The organism is Kitasatospora sp. NPDC058406, assembly GCF_042722765.1.
Lineage (GTDB): Bacteria > Actinomycetota > Actinomycetes > Streptomycetales > Streptomycetaceae > Kitasatospora.
The window spans coordinates 1-19,067 of record NZ_JBHXKE010000077.1 but is presented as its reverse complement, the minus strand read 5'-3'; the positions used below and the strand labels follow the sequence as shown (position 1 = coordinate 19,067).

The following is a 19,067-nucleotide window of genomic DNA, read 5'->3' as shown; positions in this document are numbered from 1 at the left end:
ACCGAAGAGGAGAGCACCATGACCACCACGCCCCGCCCGCAGCCCCGGCAGCCGGACGCCTCCCCGGCCGACCGGCCACCGCCGCACACCCTGGTCCTGGGCGCCACCGGCTTCCTCGGCCGCTGGCTGCTCCTCGAACTCCTGGGCCGGGGAGAGCCGGTGGCCGCCGGCGTCCGCACCGGCCCCGGCTCACCGCGTGACCGCGAACTCCGCGCCTGGCTGCGCGCGCACGGCGCCGACGACGGCGCCCTCACCACCGTCACCGCCGACCTCACCCGCCCCGGACTCGGGCTGTCGCCCGCCGACGACGCCCGGCTCGCCGCCGTCCGTGACGTCCACAACCTCGCCGCCCTCTACCGCTTCGGCCTCGACCGTGCCGAGGCGCACGCCGCCAACGTGGAGGGCGCACTCACCGCACTCCACTGGGCGGCGGGCCGGCCGCAGCTCCGGCGTCTGGTCCACCTCTCCGGGTACCGGGTCGGCCGCGACAGCGCGCCCCGCCACCCCCTCCCGCCCGCCGAGACCGACACCCTCTACGCCCGGCTCGGGGCGTACGAGGCGTCCAAGCACCTCGGCGACGCCGCCGTCCGCGTCACGGCCGCCGAGCTCGGCGTTCCGCTCACCACGGTGAACCCCAGCAGCGTGATCGGACACTCGGAGACCGGCGAGGCCGGGCAGTACCTGGGCCTGGCGGACCTGGTCCGCCAGCTCTGGTCCGGCCGCCTCCCCCTGCTGCCCGGGACGGCCCGGACCTTCCTCCCGGTGGTCGCGATCGACCACCTGGCCCGATTCCTCGCCGTCGTCCCGGAGTTCGACGACGGACCGGCCCGCTCCCACACCGTCCTCGACCCCGCCACCCCACCGCTGCCCGAACTGATCGCCCTGATCGCCCGGCACCTGGACGTCCCGGCGCCCCGGGGGCTCGTCCCGGTCGGCCTGGTACGGCGGCTGCCCCGCGCCCTCACCGGCGCCGACCCGGAGACCCTGTCCTTCCTCGTCGAGGACGGCTACGACACCGCCTCCGCCGACCGGCTCGCCCGGGCTGCCGGACTCCACCACCCCCCGGTGGACGACCTGTTGCGCCGCTGGGCCGACCGCCTGGTCGCCGACGGCTTCGGGGCCGCACCCACCGGCCACGGCCCCGGCGGCCCGGCGGGCGGGTTCGCGGACGTCGCCGGCGGACGCACCTACCTCGACGGCGACCGCCGGACACCGCGCTACGTCCTGCTCCCCGGGCCGGGCGCGGACACCGCCGCCTGGACGGACGCCACCGGCCGGCTCGACGCCCCCGCACTCACCGCCGACCTCCCCGGGCTCGGCCGCTCCGCCCCCACGGCCGCCCCCGACGCCGACTGGCTCGCGGCCCTGCTCGACCCGGTCCGCTCACGCCCCGTGCTGGTGACCCACGCAGCCGTCGCCGCACCGGCGTTGCGCTACGCCGCCGCCCACCCCGACCGCGTCGGCGGCCTGCTCGTGGTGACCGCCGACGCCACCGGCCCCGACCGCCCCGGCGGTACCGACCGGTCCGGCGGCGCCACTCCTGCCGCCACACCCGCGTTCCACCGTCCCGGCGCCGCCCGCCGCGCGGCCCGACGCCTCCGCGAGGCCCGACGGCGCTCCCGCCGGGCGGAGTTGAGCGGGCTGATCGACGCCTGCCCCGTCCCCGTCCGGCTCGTCGCACCCGGGGCGCCGACACCCCGGACGACGGCCCCGCACACCGGCGGTGACCCTTCGGACCTCACCAGGGCGGCCGCGGCCTGGTCGTAGCGCCGCCCCGCCCCGCCGGCCCGCACTCGCCGCCGCCCCGCCCGGTCGCCCGGTCGCCCGGATCGTCCCGGCGGTCGGCCGGACCGCCCGCCCGACCACACCTGCCTACGCGTACGGGGTGCGCGCCACACGTGTGGTGCCGGTCCGGCCGGTCGCCGTCCTGGCAGGATGGCGGCATGGAACACGTACGGGGAATTGGCGGATACTTCCTGCGGGCGGCGGACCCGGCGGCCCTCAACGCCTGGTACCGCGACCACCTGGGCCTGGACGCCGACGCGCACGGCCTGTGGCATCAGGAAACCGGGCCGACGGTGTTCGCGACGTTCGAGTCCGGGACCGACTACTTCGGGTCCCGCAGCCAGCGGACCATGCTCAACTTCCGCGTCCGCGACCTGGACGCGATGCTCGCGCAGTTGCGCGCCGGAGGGGCGGACGTGGCCGAGGAGACCCAGGACATGGAGGGTGTCGGTCGATTCGGCTGGGTCACCGATCCCGAGGGCAACCGGGTCGAGCTGTGGCAGCCCGCCTGAGGACCCGTGCCCGGGCCCCGGGCCGTCGCGCCGTCGCGCGGTCCCGCCGTCGTCCCTTCGCCACGGCCAGGACCGCGCCGCGCGCGGTCAGGCCGGGCCGTTCCGGAAGGCGAGTACCGTCCACCGGACGTCCGTCCGGCCGTGCAGGTCGGCGCGTCCGGTGCGCAGGAGCAGGTCCAGGCCCCGGGTGCGGGCGAGTTCGACCGTTTCGTCGGCGGACACGTCGAACATCCGCCTCCCCGGCGGGACCGGGCCGTGCCGCAGGGTGAGGAAGAGGCGACCGGCCGGGGCGAGCAGTCCGGCGAGGGCCTCCATCGCCGGGGGTCGTTCCTCGGCCGACAGATGCATCCACACGGCGGTCAGCAGCACCGCGTCGAACCGGTCCTCCCCCGCGCCGAGCCGGGGGAGTCCGGGCAGCGCGTCGTCGACCCAGTGCACGCCGCTCCCGGCGTGCAGCCGTCGTCCGATCCGGCGCAGCTCCGTCGTCGGTTCGGCGGCGACCACCCGGTGTCCGAGCGCGGCCAGCGCGGCGGCGTCCCGTCCGGTGCCGGCGCCGACGTCCAGGACGGTGCCGGGTGACGCCGGGAGGAGGTGGAGGACCTCACGGTGGACTTCGGTGAAGGTCACGGCCTCGTACTGGAGGGCGAGTTGATCCGCCGCCTCGCCGTACCCGGCCGTACTCGTCGGTCCGCCCATCCGCCGCTTCCTCCCGTGAACCCGCTCGCCCGGAGCCGCTCCGCGCCTCCGGGGGCGTGCGGCGGGCCGGCCCGCCGACCGGCGGTCCCTCGGCGGACGACGTGTCAACGGGCTCCGCTCCGGGGGGCGTCGTACCGGCGGACCGCGTCGGCGGAGCGTCCGGAGTCCGCGGTCAACGGGCGGCGTCAACTCTACAGGGCAGCGGCCACTCCCCCGGTCAGGCCTCACCGGGGTGCCAGGCGGGCCATTCCCAGGGGCGGTCGCTCCACCGGACGCGGACGGCGTCGTGGGGGTCGAGGTCCGGGAAGAGCTGACGGATCCGTGGTTCGAACTCCTCCGGGGCCAGGGGTTCCCAGCCGTGGCCCTCGAAGCGGACCAGCCGGTAGCGGCTGTCGGTGCGGAAGTCGGCGATCTCGACCAGGGGCTTCGTCGCGCCGGACGTACTGATGGTTTCCATGCCCCCCAGCATGTGGCTGACCTGGGGTGACCGCACCCGGGGCACGGCAGGCAGCGTACGCCCCGGAGGACCCCGCGCGCCGCGACAACCCTCGTCCGGGTCATGTCCCCTCGTCGGCGCACTCGTTGGGTACGGCGAGCGGGTGGTCGGCGCCGTACGGGCTCGGTCCCGTACGGCCCGGCGCCGGCGGGGGTCACCGCTCGTCGACGGGCAGGCGAGGCTGCGACGGCAGGAGGACGAGGACATGGGCGGACAACCGGCAGGCGGCGGACGTCCCGCGGGTGGCGGGCAGTGGCAGTGGCCGGAGCAGAGGTGGCAGCCTCCACCGGTGCCGGCCCCGCCACCCGCCGTGCCCCCACCGCCCGCGGCGGCCCCGGCGGGAACGGGTGCGACCGGTGGGGCGGGTGCGACCGGTGGGGTCACGCCGGACCGGCGGCCCCGCTGGGCCTGGGTGGCGGGCGCCGCGGGGATCGCCGCCGGGTTGGCGGCCGTCCTGACGATGTGCGGGCCCGGGTCAGGTGACGAGTCGTCCGGGGTGGTGGCGTTCCCGGCGTCGCCGACGCCGACGCCCTCCGCCTCGGTCCCGCCGGTGCCGGATCTGCTGCCGGTCCCGGCGCCCTCGCCACTGCCCGCCCCGACCGCGGCCGAGAACAGACCGCCGACGGCCGCCCAGGGTCCCGGGCTCGCCGGGAACGGCGCCTCCCCGGCCGCTCCGGGGGCGGGGAGCGACCGTGCCGCGACGACCCGTCCGAAGCCGGGTGGGAGCCGGACCCCGCGCCCGGTACCCACCCGCTCCGCGGGAGCCCCGGGCGCGGGCGCCACGTCGGCGGAGACGCCGGCGGCCGCGCCTGCCCCGGCGCCCGGCCCCGGCGCGGGCGCTCCTCCGGCGGGTGCGGCGCCGGCCGCCGCGCCGGGGTCGATCTGCGACCAGGCCGAGCGGTTCGGCCGCTGGCCGGCCGGTTCGGAGCAGGCCCGGCTCTGCCACAGCATCTACGGCTGAGGCGGGCGCGGCGGGACCGACGGCTCTCCCGGGGCCGGCCGCGGGGCCTGTGTCGGAGCCGTGTGCAAGGCCCTGCAAGGTCCCGTTCAGGGCCCCTGTGTCGGGGCACGTGCCAGGGCCTGCGCCGTCGGGGCGCAGGCGCTGCACCGCGGAACGGCTCGGCCGCCGCCCGTCGCTGCCCGGCGGCCCCGCACCGATCGGTCCTCCGCCGGTCCGCACGGGGCCGGTCCGTACGGGGTCGGTCAGCGGCGGCCGATCAGCCGGGGGCGGTCAGCGGCAGGCGGTCAGCGGCGGACGGTCAGCCGCGCCTGTTCAACTCCGGCCGGCCAGCAGCGCCTGGTCCAGGCGCGGGGCGAGGACACGGGCCAGCGTGTCGGTGATGTGGCCGGTGTCGCGGTAGAGGATCACTCCCTCCAGCACGGACGGGCAGTCGTGGCCGGTGCCCGGGCAGAGCAGCGGACCGAGGTCGAGGACACTGACGCCGTACCGCCCGGCCAGACCGCCGTCGATCAGCGGGTCGCGCTCGAAGGCCGACTCGCGCGGGAAGAAGCAGGCGTCCGAACGGCCGTCGGAGGCGGCCAGGCAGGTGGGGATGTCCTTGCCCGGCATCGGCGTGTCACCCAGGTAGGCGAGCGGTGTGCCGAGGGCCGACAGCCGGTCGAGGGTGCGGGTCCAGCCCTCGGTGCGCTCGTCCTGGCCGCCGTACCGGTTGAGGCCGGCCATCAGGACGAGGCGCGGCTTGGGGCCGACGGCCAGCCGGGTGAGGGTGTTCTCGCGCCAGCGGTCGCACTCCTCGAAGGTGCGGCCGAGGACGTTGTTCCGCACGGTCAGCGTGGCCAGCGGGCAGCCCGGCTTGACCAGCACCTCCAGTGCCCAGTGCCGCTGGTCGGCCATGGCGAGGGCCGCGGAGATCCACTGTCCGGCGTGCGAGTCGCCGATCAGGACGATCCGGTCCGGGCTGGACTCGGTGCCGAACAGGCAGCGCGGGCTGTTCTCCGCGGCGAGCGGGATCTCGCAGCCCTTGCCCGGCGGGAAGTCCTCCCGGGCGCGGGCCAGCGAGGGGGTGAGGGCGAGGACCCTGGTCCCGGGGGCCAGCAGGCCCGGGCCGTCCACGGCGCCGGCCGGTGCGACGGCGGGCGCGTTCGGGTCGCCGAGTGCCCGGACGGTCCCACCGCCCAGGGTGAGACCGGCGATCAGCGGGATGATCAGGGCGCTGGCGCCGACCGCGAGCCCGCGGCGCGGGGCCGGGCTGCTGCCGTACCGCAGCGGCTGTTCGACCAGGCGCATCGTGAGCCAGGCCGGCAGGGCGCTCGCCGCCGTGAGCAGGACGAGGGTGGTCCACGGGAGGGCGCCGTAGCGGGCCTGGGCGATGATCAGGACCGGCCAGTGCCAGAGGTACCAGGCGTAGGAGAGGCGGCCGGCGACACGCAGCGGCCGGGTGGCGAGCAGCCGGCCGGCGTCGGTGGGGCCGAGCGCGCGGTGGGCCGGGCCGGCCAGCAGGACGGCGGCGGTGCCGAGGACGGGCAGCAGGGCGGCGCTGCCGGGGAACGGCGTGTTGCGGTCGTACCGGAAGACCGCGATCACGACGGCCGCGGCGCCGGCCCAGCCGAGGACGCGCAGCACCCAGCCCCCGAGGCGCGTGCCGGGTCCGCCGCGCCCGAGGCGGGCGGTGAGCGCCGGCGCGGCCAGCGCGGCGCACGCGCCGGCGGCGAACTCCCAGAGACGGCTCGCGGTGGAGAAGTAGCCGAGCGGCGCGGAGCCGGCCGTCCACCGGATGCAGAGCAGCAGGGAGACGCCGCCGATGGCGAGGGTGGCGACGGAGATCGCGGCGGTACGGCGGCGGCCGACCAGGTAGCGGGCGAGGCCGAGCAGCAGGACGCCCCAGAGCAGGTAGAACTGGTTCTCCACCCCGAGCGACCAGAAGTGCTGGAGCGGGCTCGGGTCGCGCTCGGCCGCGAGGTAGTCGGTCTGCTGGCCGACGAACCGCCAGTTGGCGAACTGTCCGGCGGAGGCGATCAGGTCACGGGCCAGGTCGGTGCCGCGCAGCGGGTCGAGCAGCGCGCCCCCGGCGAGGGCGGTGGCGACCAGGACGACGGCCGCCGCGGGCAGGATGCGGCGGGCCCGGCGGGACGCGAAGTCCCACAGGCCGATCGGGCGGGCGAGCAGCAGGCCGGTGATCAGGAAGCCGGAGATGACGAAGAAGACGTCGACACCGACGTAGCCGCCGGTGAAGGCGGGCACGGTCGCGTGGAAGGCGAGGACGGAGAGCACGGCGACGCCGCGCAGTCCTTCGATGTCGGGGCGGAAGGCCGCCCGCGTCCGGGGCCGGTCGGCCGGTCCGGTGGTCGCGGGTCCGGCGCGGTGGGCCGGTTCGACGGCCGACCCGGTGGCCACGGACCCCGCGGACGCGATGACCGCGGTGCCGGAGGTGTCGGCGGGCGGCCCGGGTACGAGAACGACGGGGACAAGTTCGTTGCTGACGGCGGACGGTGACGTTGCGTCATCCGAAAGGGCGGCGCGAGACGGCTCGGCGCCCGGTGGTACGGCCGTGGGCACGGCGGTGCTCCTTGCAGGGCTGGCAGCGGTGGTCGGGGCCGCCGGGCCGATGGGGCGGCCGGGCGGCGAGTCCGCGCCGGTGGGGCGACGCGCAAGGAAGAGGGGGAAGTCGGTTCGAGCAGATGTTCTCTGACGGCAGGTCAGAAGATGAGCGGGTCGGCCCAGCCGGACGCCAGCAGGCCGCAGAGCAGCAGCACGGCGGTGACGGCGACCGACTCGGCCCGGCCGAAGCGCAGTTCGGCGGCGGAGCCCGGGGTCGGGTCGTCCGCGGGGCGTGCGAGGTCCGCGACGGTGGCGTCGTTGCCACCCCGGAGCAGCGGCCAGAGGGCCCTGATCAGCGGAACCATGGTGTACGTGGTCAGTGCGAGCAGGCCGGCGAGCGCCCAGTACGGCTGCCAGCCGTACAGGGAGACGGCCCGGGCGAGCCCGGCCGCGCCGGCCACGATGACGAAGCCGAGCCAGCCGACACCGATCCGGGCGACGGCCCGGGCCAGCGAGGTGCCGCCCGAGACGGCGCCGGTGGGCACCCACTCGGCGCTGCGGCGTCGCAGCGCGTGCGCGATGGCGACCACGTGGCAGAGCCCGCCCAGGAGTTGGACCCGGGTGACCTCGAAGCGCCAGCGGGTGCGGGACATCGCGGGCAGCAGCACGAGCGAGACCCAGATCGGCGGCAGGAAGGGGAGGACCTGCCAGGGGGCGATCTCGTCGGGCCGGAAGAACAGCATGATCAGCGCCGGCAGCGGGACGGCGAAGACGTTCACCGCGCTGGTGAGGTAGCCGAGGATGCCGTTCCAGAAGCAGAGCCGGGCCGAGCGGGGCAGCGGGCCGCGCCGGAAGTCGGGGTCTCCGACCAGCGCGAGCGAGCCGAGGCACCAGCGGTACTGCTGGCTGATGAACGCGGGCAGGCCGGTGGGCGACATGCCCTTGGCGAGCAGGGCGGGCACGTACCGGGTGGTCCACCCGGCGCGGGCGAGCGAGAGGCCGGTGTAGAGGTCCTCGCTGTGGTCGATCTCGGCGAAGCCGCCGACGCGTTCGAGGGAGGCGCGCCGGTAGAGCGCGTTGGTACCGCAGCAGACGGTGCCGTCCTGGGCGTCCCGGGAGGGCTGGATCCAGCGGTAGAAGATCTCCTGGGTGGCTCCGGCCGCGCGCTCCAGCCAGGACATCCCGGGATCGGTGTCGAAGCACTGCGGGCTCTGCACGATGCCGACGTTCGGGTCGTCGAGGTACGGCACGAGGTGCTGCAGGAAGTCCGGGCGCGGGCAGAAGTCGGCGTCGAGGACGGCGATGATGTCGCCGGTCCCCTCGGCCAGGCCGTGGTTGAGGTTGCCGGCCTTCTTGAAACGGCCCCGGTCCGGGCGGGCGCGGTACTCGAAGCCGTAGGACTCGGCGAGTTCGCGCACCTCGGGCCGGTTCGCGTCGTCGAGGACCAGGACGGTGAGTGCGCCGGGCCAGCGGACGGCTGCGGTGTGCCGGTAGGCGTTGTCCAGGACGGCGAGCGGTTCGCCGGCGGTGGGCAGCAGCAGGTCGACGCCGGGGTGGTGCGCGGGGCTCCAGGCCCGGACCAGCAGGTCGTGCGAGTCACGGGTGAAGCGGCGGGAACGCTGGCCGTCGGCGATGGAGAGCAGCCAGGTCGCGGCGTTGAGCACGGTGAGTGCGAGGAACGGCCAGAGCAGCGGCCGGCTGAGCGCGAAGAGGCCCAGCGTGGCGGTGGCACCGGCGTAGGAGAGGGTCGCGCAGAGCAGGACCCATCGGCGCTGCGGTCCGAAGTACCAGTAGAGCTCCTGGTCGTCGGGCGGATCTGGCAGCCGAGACGGTCCGTCGCCGGGCCGGTCGCCGGATATTCGGCGGGCACGGCGCGGATCCGTGTCGGTTGCGGACATGGCGTTGCCATGGAGTACGGGCATGCGGAAATGGCCCCCCTGGGCTGGGACGGAACGTGACCGTGCGTCGCCAGCCTCTCACAATGGCCTAGACCAATCGTTAACGAGGTATGACATCCCAGCATCACCGCAGGTCAGGACTTTGACGGCATGTCAGATTCGTGCACGTCCTGACGAAATGTCATCATTACCGGACGGTAAGCGCCTTGACCAGCTTCTCGAAGCGCAGGTCGGAGCGGAGCGGGATCCCGAACCGCTCGTCGCCGTACGGGAAGGGGGAGTAGACGCCCGTGCGGTGGAATCCCCGGCGCTCGTACCAGGCGATCAGGTCGGCCCGCTGCTCGATCACCGTCATCTCCAGCTCGGCGGCCCCCCACTCCCCTGCCGCGAACCGCTCGGCCTCCCCGAGCACGGCCCGTCCGACGCCGCCGCCCTGACGGCCGGGACGCACCGAGAACATGCCGAAGTAGGCGTGCTCGCCCCGGCGCTCCAACTGGCAGCAGGCGAGCAGTTCGCCGTCCCGCTCGGCGAGCAGCACCACGCCGTCGGGGTGGGTGACGGCCGCGGTGACACCCTCCGCGTCGGTGCGCTGGCCCTCCAGCAGGTCGGCCTCGGTGGTCCAGCCGGCCCGGCTGGAGTCGCCCCGGTAGGCGGACTCGACCAGCTCGACGAGAGCGGCGACGTCCGCCGTGGTCGCGGGGCGGAAGGTGAGGCGGTCGGCCGCGGTCTCGGCGGCCTCTCGGGTGGTCTCGGGCACGAGGTTCCTCGTCTCACGGTGGCCCGGGCGGTGACCCGGGCGGGCAGCGGCCGTTCGGGCCGATCCCTGGCATCGTGCCACAGCCCGGCCGGGCCCCGACCTGCGCGGAACGCCGGCCGTCCCCTCCACCTGTCCGCCCACCGGTCCGCCCACCGACTCGTCCACCGGTCCGTCCACCACCCGGACGGTCCGCCCGGCCGCCGCGCGCCCTCGGGCAGGATGGCCGGGACACCCGTCGGACCGCCCGCGCCCAGGAGGCCCCATGACCGTCGTCGAGATCCCCGGTTCCAAGTCGGTGACCGCGAGAGCGCTCTTCCTCGCGGCCGCCGCCGACGGCAGCACCACGCTGCTCCGCCCGCTGGTCTCCGACGACACCGACGGCTTCGCGGAGGGCCTGCGCGCCCTCGGCTACGGACTCACCCGCGAGACCGACCGATGGCTGATCGAGGGCCGCCCGCAGGGCCCCGCCAACGACGCCGAGGTCTACTGCCGCGACGGGGCGACCACCGCCCGCTTCCTGCCGGTCCTCGCCGCCGCCGGGCACGGCGACTTCCGGTTCGACGCCTCCGCCCAGATGCGCCGCCGTCCGCTCGGCCCGCTCACCGAGGCCCTGCGCACCCTCGGGGTGGCGCTCGTGCACGAGGGTGCCGAGGGCCACCACCCGCTGCGGATCACCGCCGCCGGGGTCCGGGGCGGCGACATCACCCTGGACGCGGGCCTCTCCTCGCAGTACCTGACCGCGCTGCTGCTGCTCGGGCCGCTCACGGAGCAGGGGCTGCGGATCACCGTCACCGACCTCGTCTCGGCGCCGTACGTCGAGATCACGATCGCCATGATGCGGACCTTCGGCGCCACCGTGACCCGTACCGGGAACGTCTTCGAGGTCGCGCCCGGCGGCTACCGGGCGACCACCTACCCGATCGAGCCGGACGCCTCCACCTCCAGCTACTTCTTCGCGGCAGCCGCCCTCACCGGCCACCGGCTCACCGTGCCCGGGCTGGGCCGCGACGCGCTCCAGGGCGACCTGCGGTTCGTCGACGTGCTGGCCCGGATGGGCGCGCGGGTCGACGTCAGCGCCGAGCGGGTCACCGTCGAGGGCCCGGCGGACGGCCGGCTCGGCGGGCTGACCGTCGACATGCGGGACATCTCCGACACCATGCCGACCCTGGCCGCCATCGCGCCGTTCGCCGCCGGACCGGTCCGGATCGAGAACGTCGCTAACACCCGGATCAAGGAGTGCGACCGGCTGGAGGCGTGCGCCGGGAACCTCCGCCGGCTCGGCATCGACGTCGCCACCGGCCACGACTGGATCGAGATCCGGCCGGGCACGCCCCGCGCCACCGAGCTCGCCAGCCACGGCGACCACCGGATGGTGATGTCCTTCTCCGTCACCGGCCTGCGCACGCCCGGCATCACCTTCGACGACCCCGGCTGCGTACGGAAGACCTTCCCGGGCTTCCACGAAGCGTTCGCGCAGCTGCGCGACGGGTGGGCGGCCACCGTCTGACCCGGCCAGGCCCGAGCCGGCCCGAGCGAGCCGGCTCGGGCCGGTGCGGTGCAGGTACGGCGCAGGTGGGTACGGGTCGGCACTGCTCCGCGCGGCGCACGGCGCGAGGCGTGCGAGCCGGGCGCGCGACGTCCGGCATACGGCAGAATTCGACGGGAATATCTCCTTCCGGACCGCATGCTTTTCCCGGCGAAAACACGGCCGGAGAACCGTTCGACGTCAACGGTGAATCGTTTCTCCCCGCCTGTCACTCCCGCCCCGTCCGGACGGCCGGAATTCCGTTCCGGAACGGCCGCCGCCGGTCACCGCCCGAGAATTCTCCCTTGACGGCCGGAACTCCCGACGGGACTATTTCCGAGGCTGCGCCCCGGCGGCGCGGTACACACCTCGCAGTATCGTGAACGGAGGACGAACAGTGGACCAGCTGAACGAATCCGGGATCCCCTCGAAGCATCGGGACGGGCGGCGGACCTTCCTGCTCGGCGCGCTCGGCGCCACCGCAGTGGGCCTCGCCGGAACCGTGGGCACGGGCCGGGCGAGCGCCGCCCCGGCCCCCGGACCGGCGAAAATCCGGAGCACGCAGAACAACTGGCGTTTCTGTCAGAAGTGTTTCGTCATGTTCTTCTGGGGCTATCCCACCGACGGCGTCTGCCCCTCCGGCGGCGCCCACAGCGCCCAGGGCTACAACTTCGTCCTCCCGCACAGCTGACGCTCCCGCACGAGGCCGGGCACGACCGGCCCGGCCTCGTGCCGCACCGCACACCGCCCGTCGCGCACCTGCTCGTCACCCGGGCGGCCACGAGGCTCGGGATCACCCCTGTCCCGTCGGCGCTTCCGGGGCCGACCCGGCCGACGGCCCGGTCAGGGCGGCGGAGCGGCGTGGGGGCGAACGGCGGCGCCCCTGCGACCGGTGCCGTCGGTGAGGTCCAGAGCGTGCCCGGTCCAGGTGCGGAAGGTCCGCGCGCCGAGGCGTTCGTAGAAGCCGCCGGTCGCCATGGCGTTGGTGGAGTCGACGTCCATGACGGCCCACCGGTAGCCGCGGTCCTTCGCGCGGGCCAGCGCGTGGGTGAACACCGTCCGGTACAGGCCGCGTCCGTGCAGGTCGGTGCGGGTGCCGGCGTTGGCGAGGTACAACTCGCGTTCCCGCCCCGCGTCGGCGAGTTCGGTGGCCAGCAGGTAGCAGAGGATCTCCCGGCCGTCGGCGGAGAGCAGGAGGAGGGAGGAATCGGGGCGGAAGTAGGGACTCCCGGTCACCGAATGACGCCACGTCGCGGGCGTCATCGGGACGCTGCCCGGGTTGCGGGCGAAGATCTCGTTGCGGGCCGCCAGCAGCAGCGCGTCGTGGCGTTCCTCGAACGGCACCAGCACGGTCCCGGGCGGCAGCACCGGCGCGCCGTCCGCCCCGGCGGACGGCGCGGACGGCGCGTGCTCTGCCAGGTCGATCCGCATGCCCCGGTAGCCTCGCACCCGCCGGTAGCCCGCGGCGTCGAGCGCCTCGGCGAGCCACCGCTGGTGGCCGTGCGTCCGGGCGTGGAGCTCCAGCGGTGTGCCGCCGAACCTCTCCCGGTGCCGGCGGGCCGCGGTGCGGCGGCATCCGTCGAGCAGGTGCGCGATGACGCCCGGGGTCCGGTGGGCGGGATGCACCACGACGTCGAGGGTCATCTCGTGGACGGGGTCCGCGTGTTCGCGCACCCGCGTGACGGCGTACGCCACCGGCTCCGGTCCGGCCCAGGCGGAGGCCGTACCGGCGGCCAGGTCGATGCCCGAAGCCGCCCAGCCGTCGAGGACGTCCTGTTCGTCGCGCAGGTCACCGGTGCGGTCCGTCCGTTCGCAGACCGCCAGCAGCCCCGCCACCCGGGGCGCGTCGCGGTGGGCGAGCGGCCGCCACCGCACCGGCTCATCCACCGCGGACCGCCGCAAGTCCGCGCTCGCCGGGCACCACGACCTGGCCGTCGGTGACCAGCATGAACCGCTCCAGACCGGGCACCAGCACGTTGACCACCGCGAGGTCCGGCGTCACGTGGTGGTCGCGCCGGTAGACGGGGAAGCCGTGGTCCTTCAGGCGGCCCAGGAGCCGGTCGAGGTGCCCGCCCGGGGTGTCGGGCGCCGTGGTCGCCTCGAAGGGCCGGACCTCGGCCGAGGCCAGGGCGGCGGTGAAGTCCGACAGGTAGCAGGCGTGCAGCGCCGGGTAGGGTCCGGTGTCGTCGCGCTGCTCGGGCAGCAGGTGCGCGTACTGCTCGCGCAGGCCCATGGTGCTGTGCAGCTGGACGAGTTCGCTCACCGCCCGGGAGATCGCGTACTCGCGGGACAGCGACGCCCCCCAGCCGCAGACCCGCGCGGGCTGCCCCGGGGGCGCGCTCTGGTAGGCCGCGTACGCCGGCACGTCCAGGTCGGTGGTCATGTCGATCAGGTGCACCGGCCGGCCGGTGCGGGCGGTGGCGAAGCCGAGGAGCGGGACGAGGCCCGGGGGCAGCGTCGCCGGGTCGACCACGGCCGGACGGCGTGCGGGTGTGCGCAGGAAGCAGCCGATCAGCAGCATGGACAGCGCGTCCCGCTCGATCAGTTCGTTGATCGCGTGCACCGCGGCCTCGACCGGATCGACCCCGGCGGCCCAGCCGTTGTTGACCGAGTAGCGGCCCACCGACCGGTAGTCGTAGGTGTCACCGGCCTGCCGGCGCAGGCCCTCCCCCGCCGGGCGCAGGTACTCGGGCATGGAGAGGAAGAGCGGGACGTCGACGTCCGGACCGCCGTCGGGCGAGCGGTAGGGCAGACACCCCAACAGGCCGTCGGGTGCCTGGGCGAGCAGCGCGGCGGCGATGTCCCGCCCGAGCGGACCACCCGCGACGTCATGGGCGGAGGCCAACCGGATCCGCGCGCCGTCGAGTCCGTCCACCCCGCTGAGCTGGTGCTCCAGCGCCTCGAACAGCGCTCCCGTCCGGGCCTCCGCCCGGCTGCCCTTGCCCAGCCCCAGTCCGGTGCGCAGCGGTACGCCGCCGCGCCGCAGGACGCAGCGCCACGTCCCGGGGCTGCCGTCGAGGACCGGCGCCAGATCGGCCTCCAGCCCCAGGTCGGCGATCGCGGCGGCGGCCCTCGCGAACGCCTGCTGCGGAGTGAGGCTGCGCTCCCCTGACTGGGGAGGAGCGGTGTGCGTGGTGGTGGTCACGACCGTCCCGTCTGCTGGGCGGGGGCGCGGTCCGCGACGGCCGGCGTACGACCGTCACGGACCGGCACCCTCGGGCCTGTTGGCTTCGAACCGTGTCAGCCCTCGTCCGTGGACTCGCCCGGCTCGCTCTGGCCGCCGCCCTTCAGGAGTTCGGCGATGACGCTCTTCTCGGCCGCCGAGAGGACGACCTCGTCCGGGTGGAACTTGTCGCGGTCCTGGAATCCGCCCATGGGAACTACCTCCTGGAACTCGTCGGCCGGCCACCGGTCGGCGGCCGGGCCCGGGTCGCGCGGCACGGAGTACGCACACGTCCCACCACTCATGGTGACGATCCGGCGACGACGTGTGAATGCTTGCCCGTCCGCGCGACTTGCGCGAGAGTCCGCTCATGGATGCACCGCTGTCCGCGCCCGCCCCCGGCCGTTCGGTCTGGGGGGACCCCCTCGCCGAAGCCCTCGAACTCACCGGCGTCCGCTGCGTCCTGTCGCGCGGCCTCACGGCGGCAGGCGCCTGGGCGCTGGCCTTTCCCGCGCCGGGCCGACTCAAGGTCCAGGCCGTGCTGCAGGGAACCGTCTGGTTGGTGGTGGAGGGTGTCGAGCGACCCGTACGCCTCGAAGCGGGTGCGATGGCCGTCCTCTCCGGCGACCGCCCGTACACCCTCGCGAGTGATCCGGCAGTACCGGCGGTTGACGCACTGCCCCTCCTCAGGGCCTCCGCCGAGCCCTTCCTCCACACCGGGGACGACGGCCGGGACGCCGTCACCATCGGCGGCCACATGGAACTCGACAGCACCGCGAAGGACCTGCTGCTCGGCGCGCTCCCGCCCGTGATGCACGTCAGCGCCGCGACGGCCGAAGCCCCCACCGCCTGCTGGCTCATGGACCAGACGCTGCGCGAGCTGGCCGCCGACCGCCCCGGCGCCTCCTTCGCCGCCGGCCACCTCGCGCCGCTGGTCCTCGTCCAGGTCCTGCGCGCCTTCCTCGCCGATGCGGACGCCGGTTCCTGCCCGACGGGCTGGCTGCGCGCCCTGGCGGACGAACGCATCGCGCCCGCCCTGCGGCTGATGCACGGCGACCCGGCCCGGCCCTGGACACTCGCCGAACTGGCCCGGGCGGCCGCGATGTCCCGCACCAGCTTCGCCAAGCGCTTCAAGGACGTGGCGGGTGTCCCCCCGCTGGCCTATCTCCGCCGCTGGCGGATGCACCGGGCCGAGCACGCCCTTCGACGCGCGGACACCCCCCTGTCGGTCATCGCCTCCGCCCTCGGGTACGGCTCCGAGAGCGCCTTCAGCAATGCCTTCAAACGCACCACCGGCCTGTCCCCGCGCCACTACCGGGAGACGGTCCGCTCCGCGTGAACCGACGAGCCGCCGGGTCGCCCCACGCGCGGGCCCGCGGGCATCCGGCCCACGGGCCCCGCTGCCGCGCCGCCGTCGCCCGCTCCGGCGGACTCAGGCGAGACCGGAGACCGCGGTCCGGACCTTGGACGTCAGCGCCTCCGGCAGGGGGACGTAGCCGATCGGGGCGATGGCCTGCTGGCCGGCGTCGCTGCTCGTGTAGGTGAGGAAGGACTTCAGGGCGGGCAGGGTCGAGGCCTTGTTCCCCTTGTCGCAGACCACCTCGTAGGTGACCAGGACCAGCGGGTACGCGTTCGCGTCCTTGATCGCGTAGTCCAGGTTCAGGGCGAGGTCGCCGTCGGTGCCGGTGACCTGAGCCTTGGCCAGGGTGGTGGCGGCGTTCGCGGCGTTCGCCTCGACCGGCTCGGCGGCGCCGGTACTGATGGCGGCGCTCTTCAGGTTGTTGGTCCCGGCGAAGGACAGTTCGACGTAGCCGATCGAGTTGTCGACCTGCTTGACCTGCGCCGAGACCCCGGCCGAACCGTTCGCGGACTGCCCGCCCCTGGCCACCCAGGCCTTTCCGGCCGGGTAGCCCCAGACGCCGTTCGACGCCGCGGCGAGGTACGCGGTCAGATTGGCGGTGGTGCCGGAGTCGTCCCCGCGGTGGAGCGCCTGGATCGGCGCGTCGGGCAGGCTGGCGCCCGGATTGAGCGCGACGACGGCCGGATCGTTCCACGTGGTGATCTGCGAGTCGAAGATCTTGGCCGCGGTGGGGCCGTCGAGCACGAGCCTGTCGACACCGGCGACATTGAAGACGATGGAGATCAGGCCGCCGACCATCGGCAGGTCGATGCCCCGGCCGCCGGCGCAGACCTGCTTGGACGCGTCGACCTCGGCGGGGCTGAGAGCCGCGTCGGTGCCGGCGAAAGCCACCTTTCCCGAGTTGAACTGCTGGACGCCCGCGCCCGAGCCGCCCCCGCCGTAGTTGACGGTGACACTCGGACACGCCGACTCGAACTCGGTCCTCCACAGGTCGATCGCGTTCCCCTGTGCGGTCGAACCGGCGCCCAGCAGCTGCCCGGATCCGCCGCAGGCGATCGCCGCGGAGGCCGACCCGGAGGTCGGCGCGGCCCCCGCCGCGGTGTCGGACTCCACGCCGCACCCCGAGGCGGCGACCACCACAACGAGCGCCGCCATCGACGGCGCAAGCGAACGGATCACGACGGACCGACCAGTGGACACGGGAACTCCCTACGAGTACGAGGCACGCCGACGAACGGGCGAACGGACGCGGTCATCGTCCGAGGCGACCCCCTGTGCCCGACCCGTGACGCACTGGGCGCACCCTGAAAGTCACCGTGAATTCACCTTCCATCAGCACTTCGGTCATCGCCCCCCGGATGTCGACGGGTAGGCCCGGGCAGCGACCGACCCGCGTGTGCCGGCCCACAAGACCCGGCGACCGCCCACGGCAGCCGCCTGCCCCTCCGTGCTCGCGCGAGGCGCCTCACGCAGCCACGAGCCACGGTTACGCGCGGCGCTCCCCGGGCAGCATCTCCGGAGGATTCCTCCTGTGGACAGTCCGAGTCAGCCGTATCGCATGCCACGAGGAAGGGCATTGCCTTGCTGATCTGCGGCATCAAGGTTTCACATGACGGCGGCATCGCGGTGATCGACGGAAACCGCCTGGTCTTCAGCACCGAGACAGAGAAGATCGACAACAGTCCCCGGTACAGCCCGCTCGGGGATCTTCGCCGGGTGTCGGAGATCCTCAGATCCGAGGGTGTGGAGATCGAGGACATCGATCGCTTCGTCGTCGACGGCTGGATGCGTTCGACCGGGGACCCGTGGACGGTGTCCACCTCCGACGAAGGGAAGCCGACCGTCCTGCCGGTCGCCCCCTACGCCGACGGCTTCCTGTCGAACACTCCCCTTCACCGCTACACCTTCACCGCACACGACTTCAGCAAGGGAACCCGCGGGTACGCCAGCTACCACCACGTGGCGAACCACCTGCTCGGTGCCTACTGCTCCAGCCCCTTCGCCGCGCAGGGCGCCGACGCCCTCGCCCTGGTGTGGGACGGCGGCACCGCGGCCAGGCTGTACGAGATCGCACCGGAGCGGGGACCGGTCAGACTCGTGGCTCGCCTGCTGCCCTTCCGCGGAAGGCTGTTCGCTCTCTTCTGCTCCCACTTCGGGCCCTTCCGCGCCCACACCTCGCAGGCCGACCCGGGATCCGACGCCCAGCAGTTCCGCTCGATCGCCGGAAAGGCCATGGCCTGGGCAGCACTGGGAAAGGTCGACCAGGGCGCCTTCCCCGTTCTCGACACGCTCCTTGACGGCATGTCCGAGGAGGCCAGGGAGAGCGGCCTCGCCCTGGGCCCGAAACTGACCGCCGAACGGGAGCGTCTCCTTCCGGGGCTGTCGGACGCCGACCTCGTCGCCACCTTCCAGGAGTTTCTCGGACGCGCCCTCGTGTCCGCCCTCACCACCGTGGTGAACAGCAGGTACAAGGGCCGGTACCCGCGTCTGGTGATGGCGGGCGGCTGCGCCCTCAACATCAAATGGAACTCGGCGATCCGGGCCGCCGGGCTCTTCGAGGAGATCTGGGTCCCGCCGTTTCCCAACGACTCCGGCGCCGCCATCGGCACCGCCTGCTGCGAGATGGTGCACAGCACCGAACACCGCTCCCTCGGCTGGGACGTCCACAGCGGACCACGCCTCCGCTCGGACCGGGCCCTGCCGGAGGGGTGGACGGAACGGGCCTGCGACGAACGCCGACTGGCCGAGCTGCTGCACAGCGACGGGTCACCCGTCGTCGTCCTCTCCGGCCGGGCCGAGCTCGGGCCGAGGGCGCTGGGAAACCGCAGCATCATCGCGCCCGCGACCGAGGCCGGGACGAAGGACCTGCTCAACGCGATGAAGGATCGGGAGTCCTACCGCCCGGTCGCGCCGGTCTGTCTCGCGCACCGGTCACGCGAGGTGTTCGATCCCGGCGGCGACGACCCGTTCATGCTCTTCGACCACCGTGTCCGCCCGGGGTGGGTGAGTCGCATTCCCGCGGTCATCCACCTCGACGGCACCGCGCGGCTGCAGACGGTCAGCCCCGCGTCCGACAGCGCCGTCGCGCGCATCCTCACCGCGTACGAGGCACTGACCGGAATCCCCGTCCTGTGCAACACCAGCGCCAACTACAACGGACGCGGCTTCTTCCCGGATGTCGCGTCGGCCGCCGAGTGGGGCCGCGCCCGCTACATCTGGTCGGACGGCCGCCTCTTCACTCGCCCCGATCAGGCCGAGGAACCGTAGTCGTCACGAGGCCGGCCCCCCTCGTTCGCGGTCGGGGCCGGAGCCCGGCGGCCTCCGCCGTCTCCCGGGAAGCCACGGTGCCCCGTTCGCGGCCTGCACGGCCGCGAAC

Annotated in this window: 15 protein-coding genes; 6 read left to right on the top strand and 9 right to left on the bottom strand. The window is 74.4% G+C overall.

Going from position 1 to position 19,067, the window contains the following annotated elements; all coding sequences use genetic code 11:
• Positions 1-18: 18 nt before the first annotated feature.
• Together ACFWOG_RS17315 and ACFWOG_RS17310 are read left to right on the top strand one after the other, a co-directional pair.
• A complete protein-coding gene (locus tag ACFWOG_RS17315) occupies positions 19-1,767 on the top strand; it encodes an SDR family oxidoreductase (protein WP_380359314.1) in 1,749 nt (582 codons plus the stop codon).
• Between the two features lie 176 nt (positions 1,768-1,943).
• On the top strand, positions 1,944-2,297 hold the full coding sequence (locus tag ACFWOG_RS17310) for a VOC family protein (RefSeq protein ID WP_380359311.1): 354 nt from the start codon (positions 1,944-1,946) through the stop codon (positions 2,295-2,297).
• A gap of 87 nt (positions 2,298-2,384) precedes the next feature.
• Here ACFWOG_RS17310 and ACFWOG_RS17305 read toward each other — a convergent pair whose 3' ends face one another.
• From ACFWOG_RS17305 to ACFWOG_RS17285, 5 genes are all read right to left on the bottom strand, one after another.
• On the bottom strand, positions 2,385-2,993 hold the full coding sequence (locus ACFWOG_RS17305) for a class I SAM-dependent methyltransferase (RefSeq protein ID WP_329948017.1): 609 nt from the start codon (positions 2,991-2,993) through the stop codon (positions 2,385-2,387).
• 217 nt (positions 2,994-3,210) lie between these two features.
• Positions 3,211-3,450 (bottom strand): hypothetical protein, encoded by a 240-nt coding sequence (locus tag ACFWOG_RS17300; protein ID WP_329879231.1) that lies wholly within the window; start codon positions 3,448-3,450, stop codon positions 3,211-3,213.
• Positions 3,451-4,762: 1,312 nt separating this feature from the next.
• On the bottom strand, positions 4,763-6,844 hold the full coding sequence (locus tag ACFWOG_RS17295) for an acyltransferase family protein (protein WP_380359307.1): 2,082 nt from the start codon (positions 6,842-6,844) through the stop codon (positions 4,763-4,765).
• 302 nt (positions 6,845-7,146) lie between these two features.
• Positions 7,147-8,886 carry a cellulose synthase catalytic subunit gene (locus ACFWOG_RS17290; RefSeq protein ID WP_355406216.1) on the bottom strand — a complete coding sequence of 580 codons (1,740 nt, stop codon included), beginning with the start codon at positions 8,884-8,886 and terminating at the stop codon, positions 7,147-7,149.
• 187 nt (positions 8,887-9,073) lie between these two features.
• Positions 9,074-9,643 (bottom strand): GNAT family N-acetyltransferase, encoded by a 570-nt coding sequence (locus tag ACFWOG_RS17285; protein WP_355406218.1) that lies wholly within the window; start codon positions 9,641-9,643, stop codon positions 9,074-9,076.
• Between the two features lie 262 nt (positions 9,644-9,905).
• Here ACFWOG_RS17285 and aroA point away from each other — a divergent pair, with 262 nt between their 5' ends.
• Positions 9,906-11,150, top strand: coding sequence for a 3-phosphoshikimate 1-carboxyvinyltransferase (gene aroA / locus ACFWOG_RS17280; protein ID WP_329948022.1), 1,245 nt, complete (start codon positions 9,906-9,908; stop codon positions 11,148-11,150).
• A gap of 415 nt (positions 11,151-11,565) precedes the next feature.
• A complete protein-coding gene (locus tag ACFWOG_RS17275; RefSeq protein ID WP_329948023.1) occupies positions 11,566-11,859 on the top strand; it encodes a hypothetical protein in 294 nt (97 codons plus the stop codon).
• Positions 11,860-12,011: 152 nt separating this feature from the next.
• Here the strand turns inward: ACFWOG_RS17275 and ACFWOG_RS17270 are convergent, their stop codons facing one another.
• The 3 genes from ACFWOG_RS17270 to ACFWOG_RS17260 all read right to left on the bottom strand — a co-directional run bounded on the left by ACFWOG_RS17270 (position 12,012) and on the right by ACFWOG_RS17260 (position 14,543).
• The gene (locus ACFWOG_RS17270) at positions 12,012-13,043 is read right to left on the bottom strand and encodes a hypothetical protein (RefSeq protein ID WP_329883905.1); all 1,032 of its coding nucleotides are present in this window, start codon (positions 13,041-13,043) and stop codon (positions 12,012-12,014) included.
• Between the two features lie 4 nt (positions 13,044-13,047).
• Positions 13,048-14,313 (bottom strand): YcaO-like family protein, encoded by a 1,266-nt coding sequence (locus ACFWOG_RS17265; protein ID WP_380359302.1) that lies wholly within the window; start codon positions 14,311-14,313, stop codon positions 13,048-13,050.
• A 95-nt stretch (positions 14,314-14,408) separates the two neighbouring features.
• The gene (locus ACFWOG_RS17260; protein WP_355406226.1) at positions 14,409-14,543 is read right to left on the bottom strand and encodes a hypothetical protein; all 135 of its coding nucleotides are present in this window, start codon (positions 14,541-14,543) and stop codon (positions 14,409-14,411) included.
• Between the two features lie 158 nt (positions 14,544-14,701).
• On the opposite strand from ACFWOG_RS17260, the gene ACFWOG_RS17255 reads away from it, so the two are divergent.
• Positions 14,702-15,670 (top strand): AraC family transcriptional regulator, encoded by a 969-nt coding sequence (locus tag ACFWOG_RS17255; protein ID WP_380359299.1) that lies wholly within the window; start codon positions 14,702-14,704, stop codon positions 15,668-15,670.
• Between the two features lie 93 nt (positions 15,671-15,763).
• Here the strand turns inward: ACFWOG_RS17255 and pstS are convergent, their stop codons facing one another.
• Entirely contained in the window at positions 15,764-16,891 is a 1,128-nt protein-coding gene (gene pstS, locus ACFWOG_RS17250) for a phosphate ABC transporter substrate-binding protein PstS (RefSeq protein WP_380359297.1), read from the bottom strand.
• A gap of 381 nt (positions 16,892-17,272) precedes the next feature.
• On the opposite strand from pstS, the gene ACFWOG_RS17245 reads away from it, so the two are divergent.
• A complete protein-coding gene (locus ACFWOG_RS17245) occupies positions 17,273-18,958 on the top strand; it encodes a carbamoyltransferase N-terminal domain-containing protein (protein WP_380359294.1) in 1,686 nt (561 codons plus the stop codon).
• Positions 18,959-19,067 lie beyond the last annotated feature (109 nt).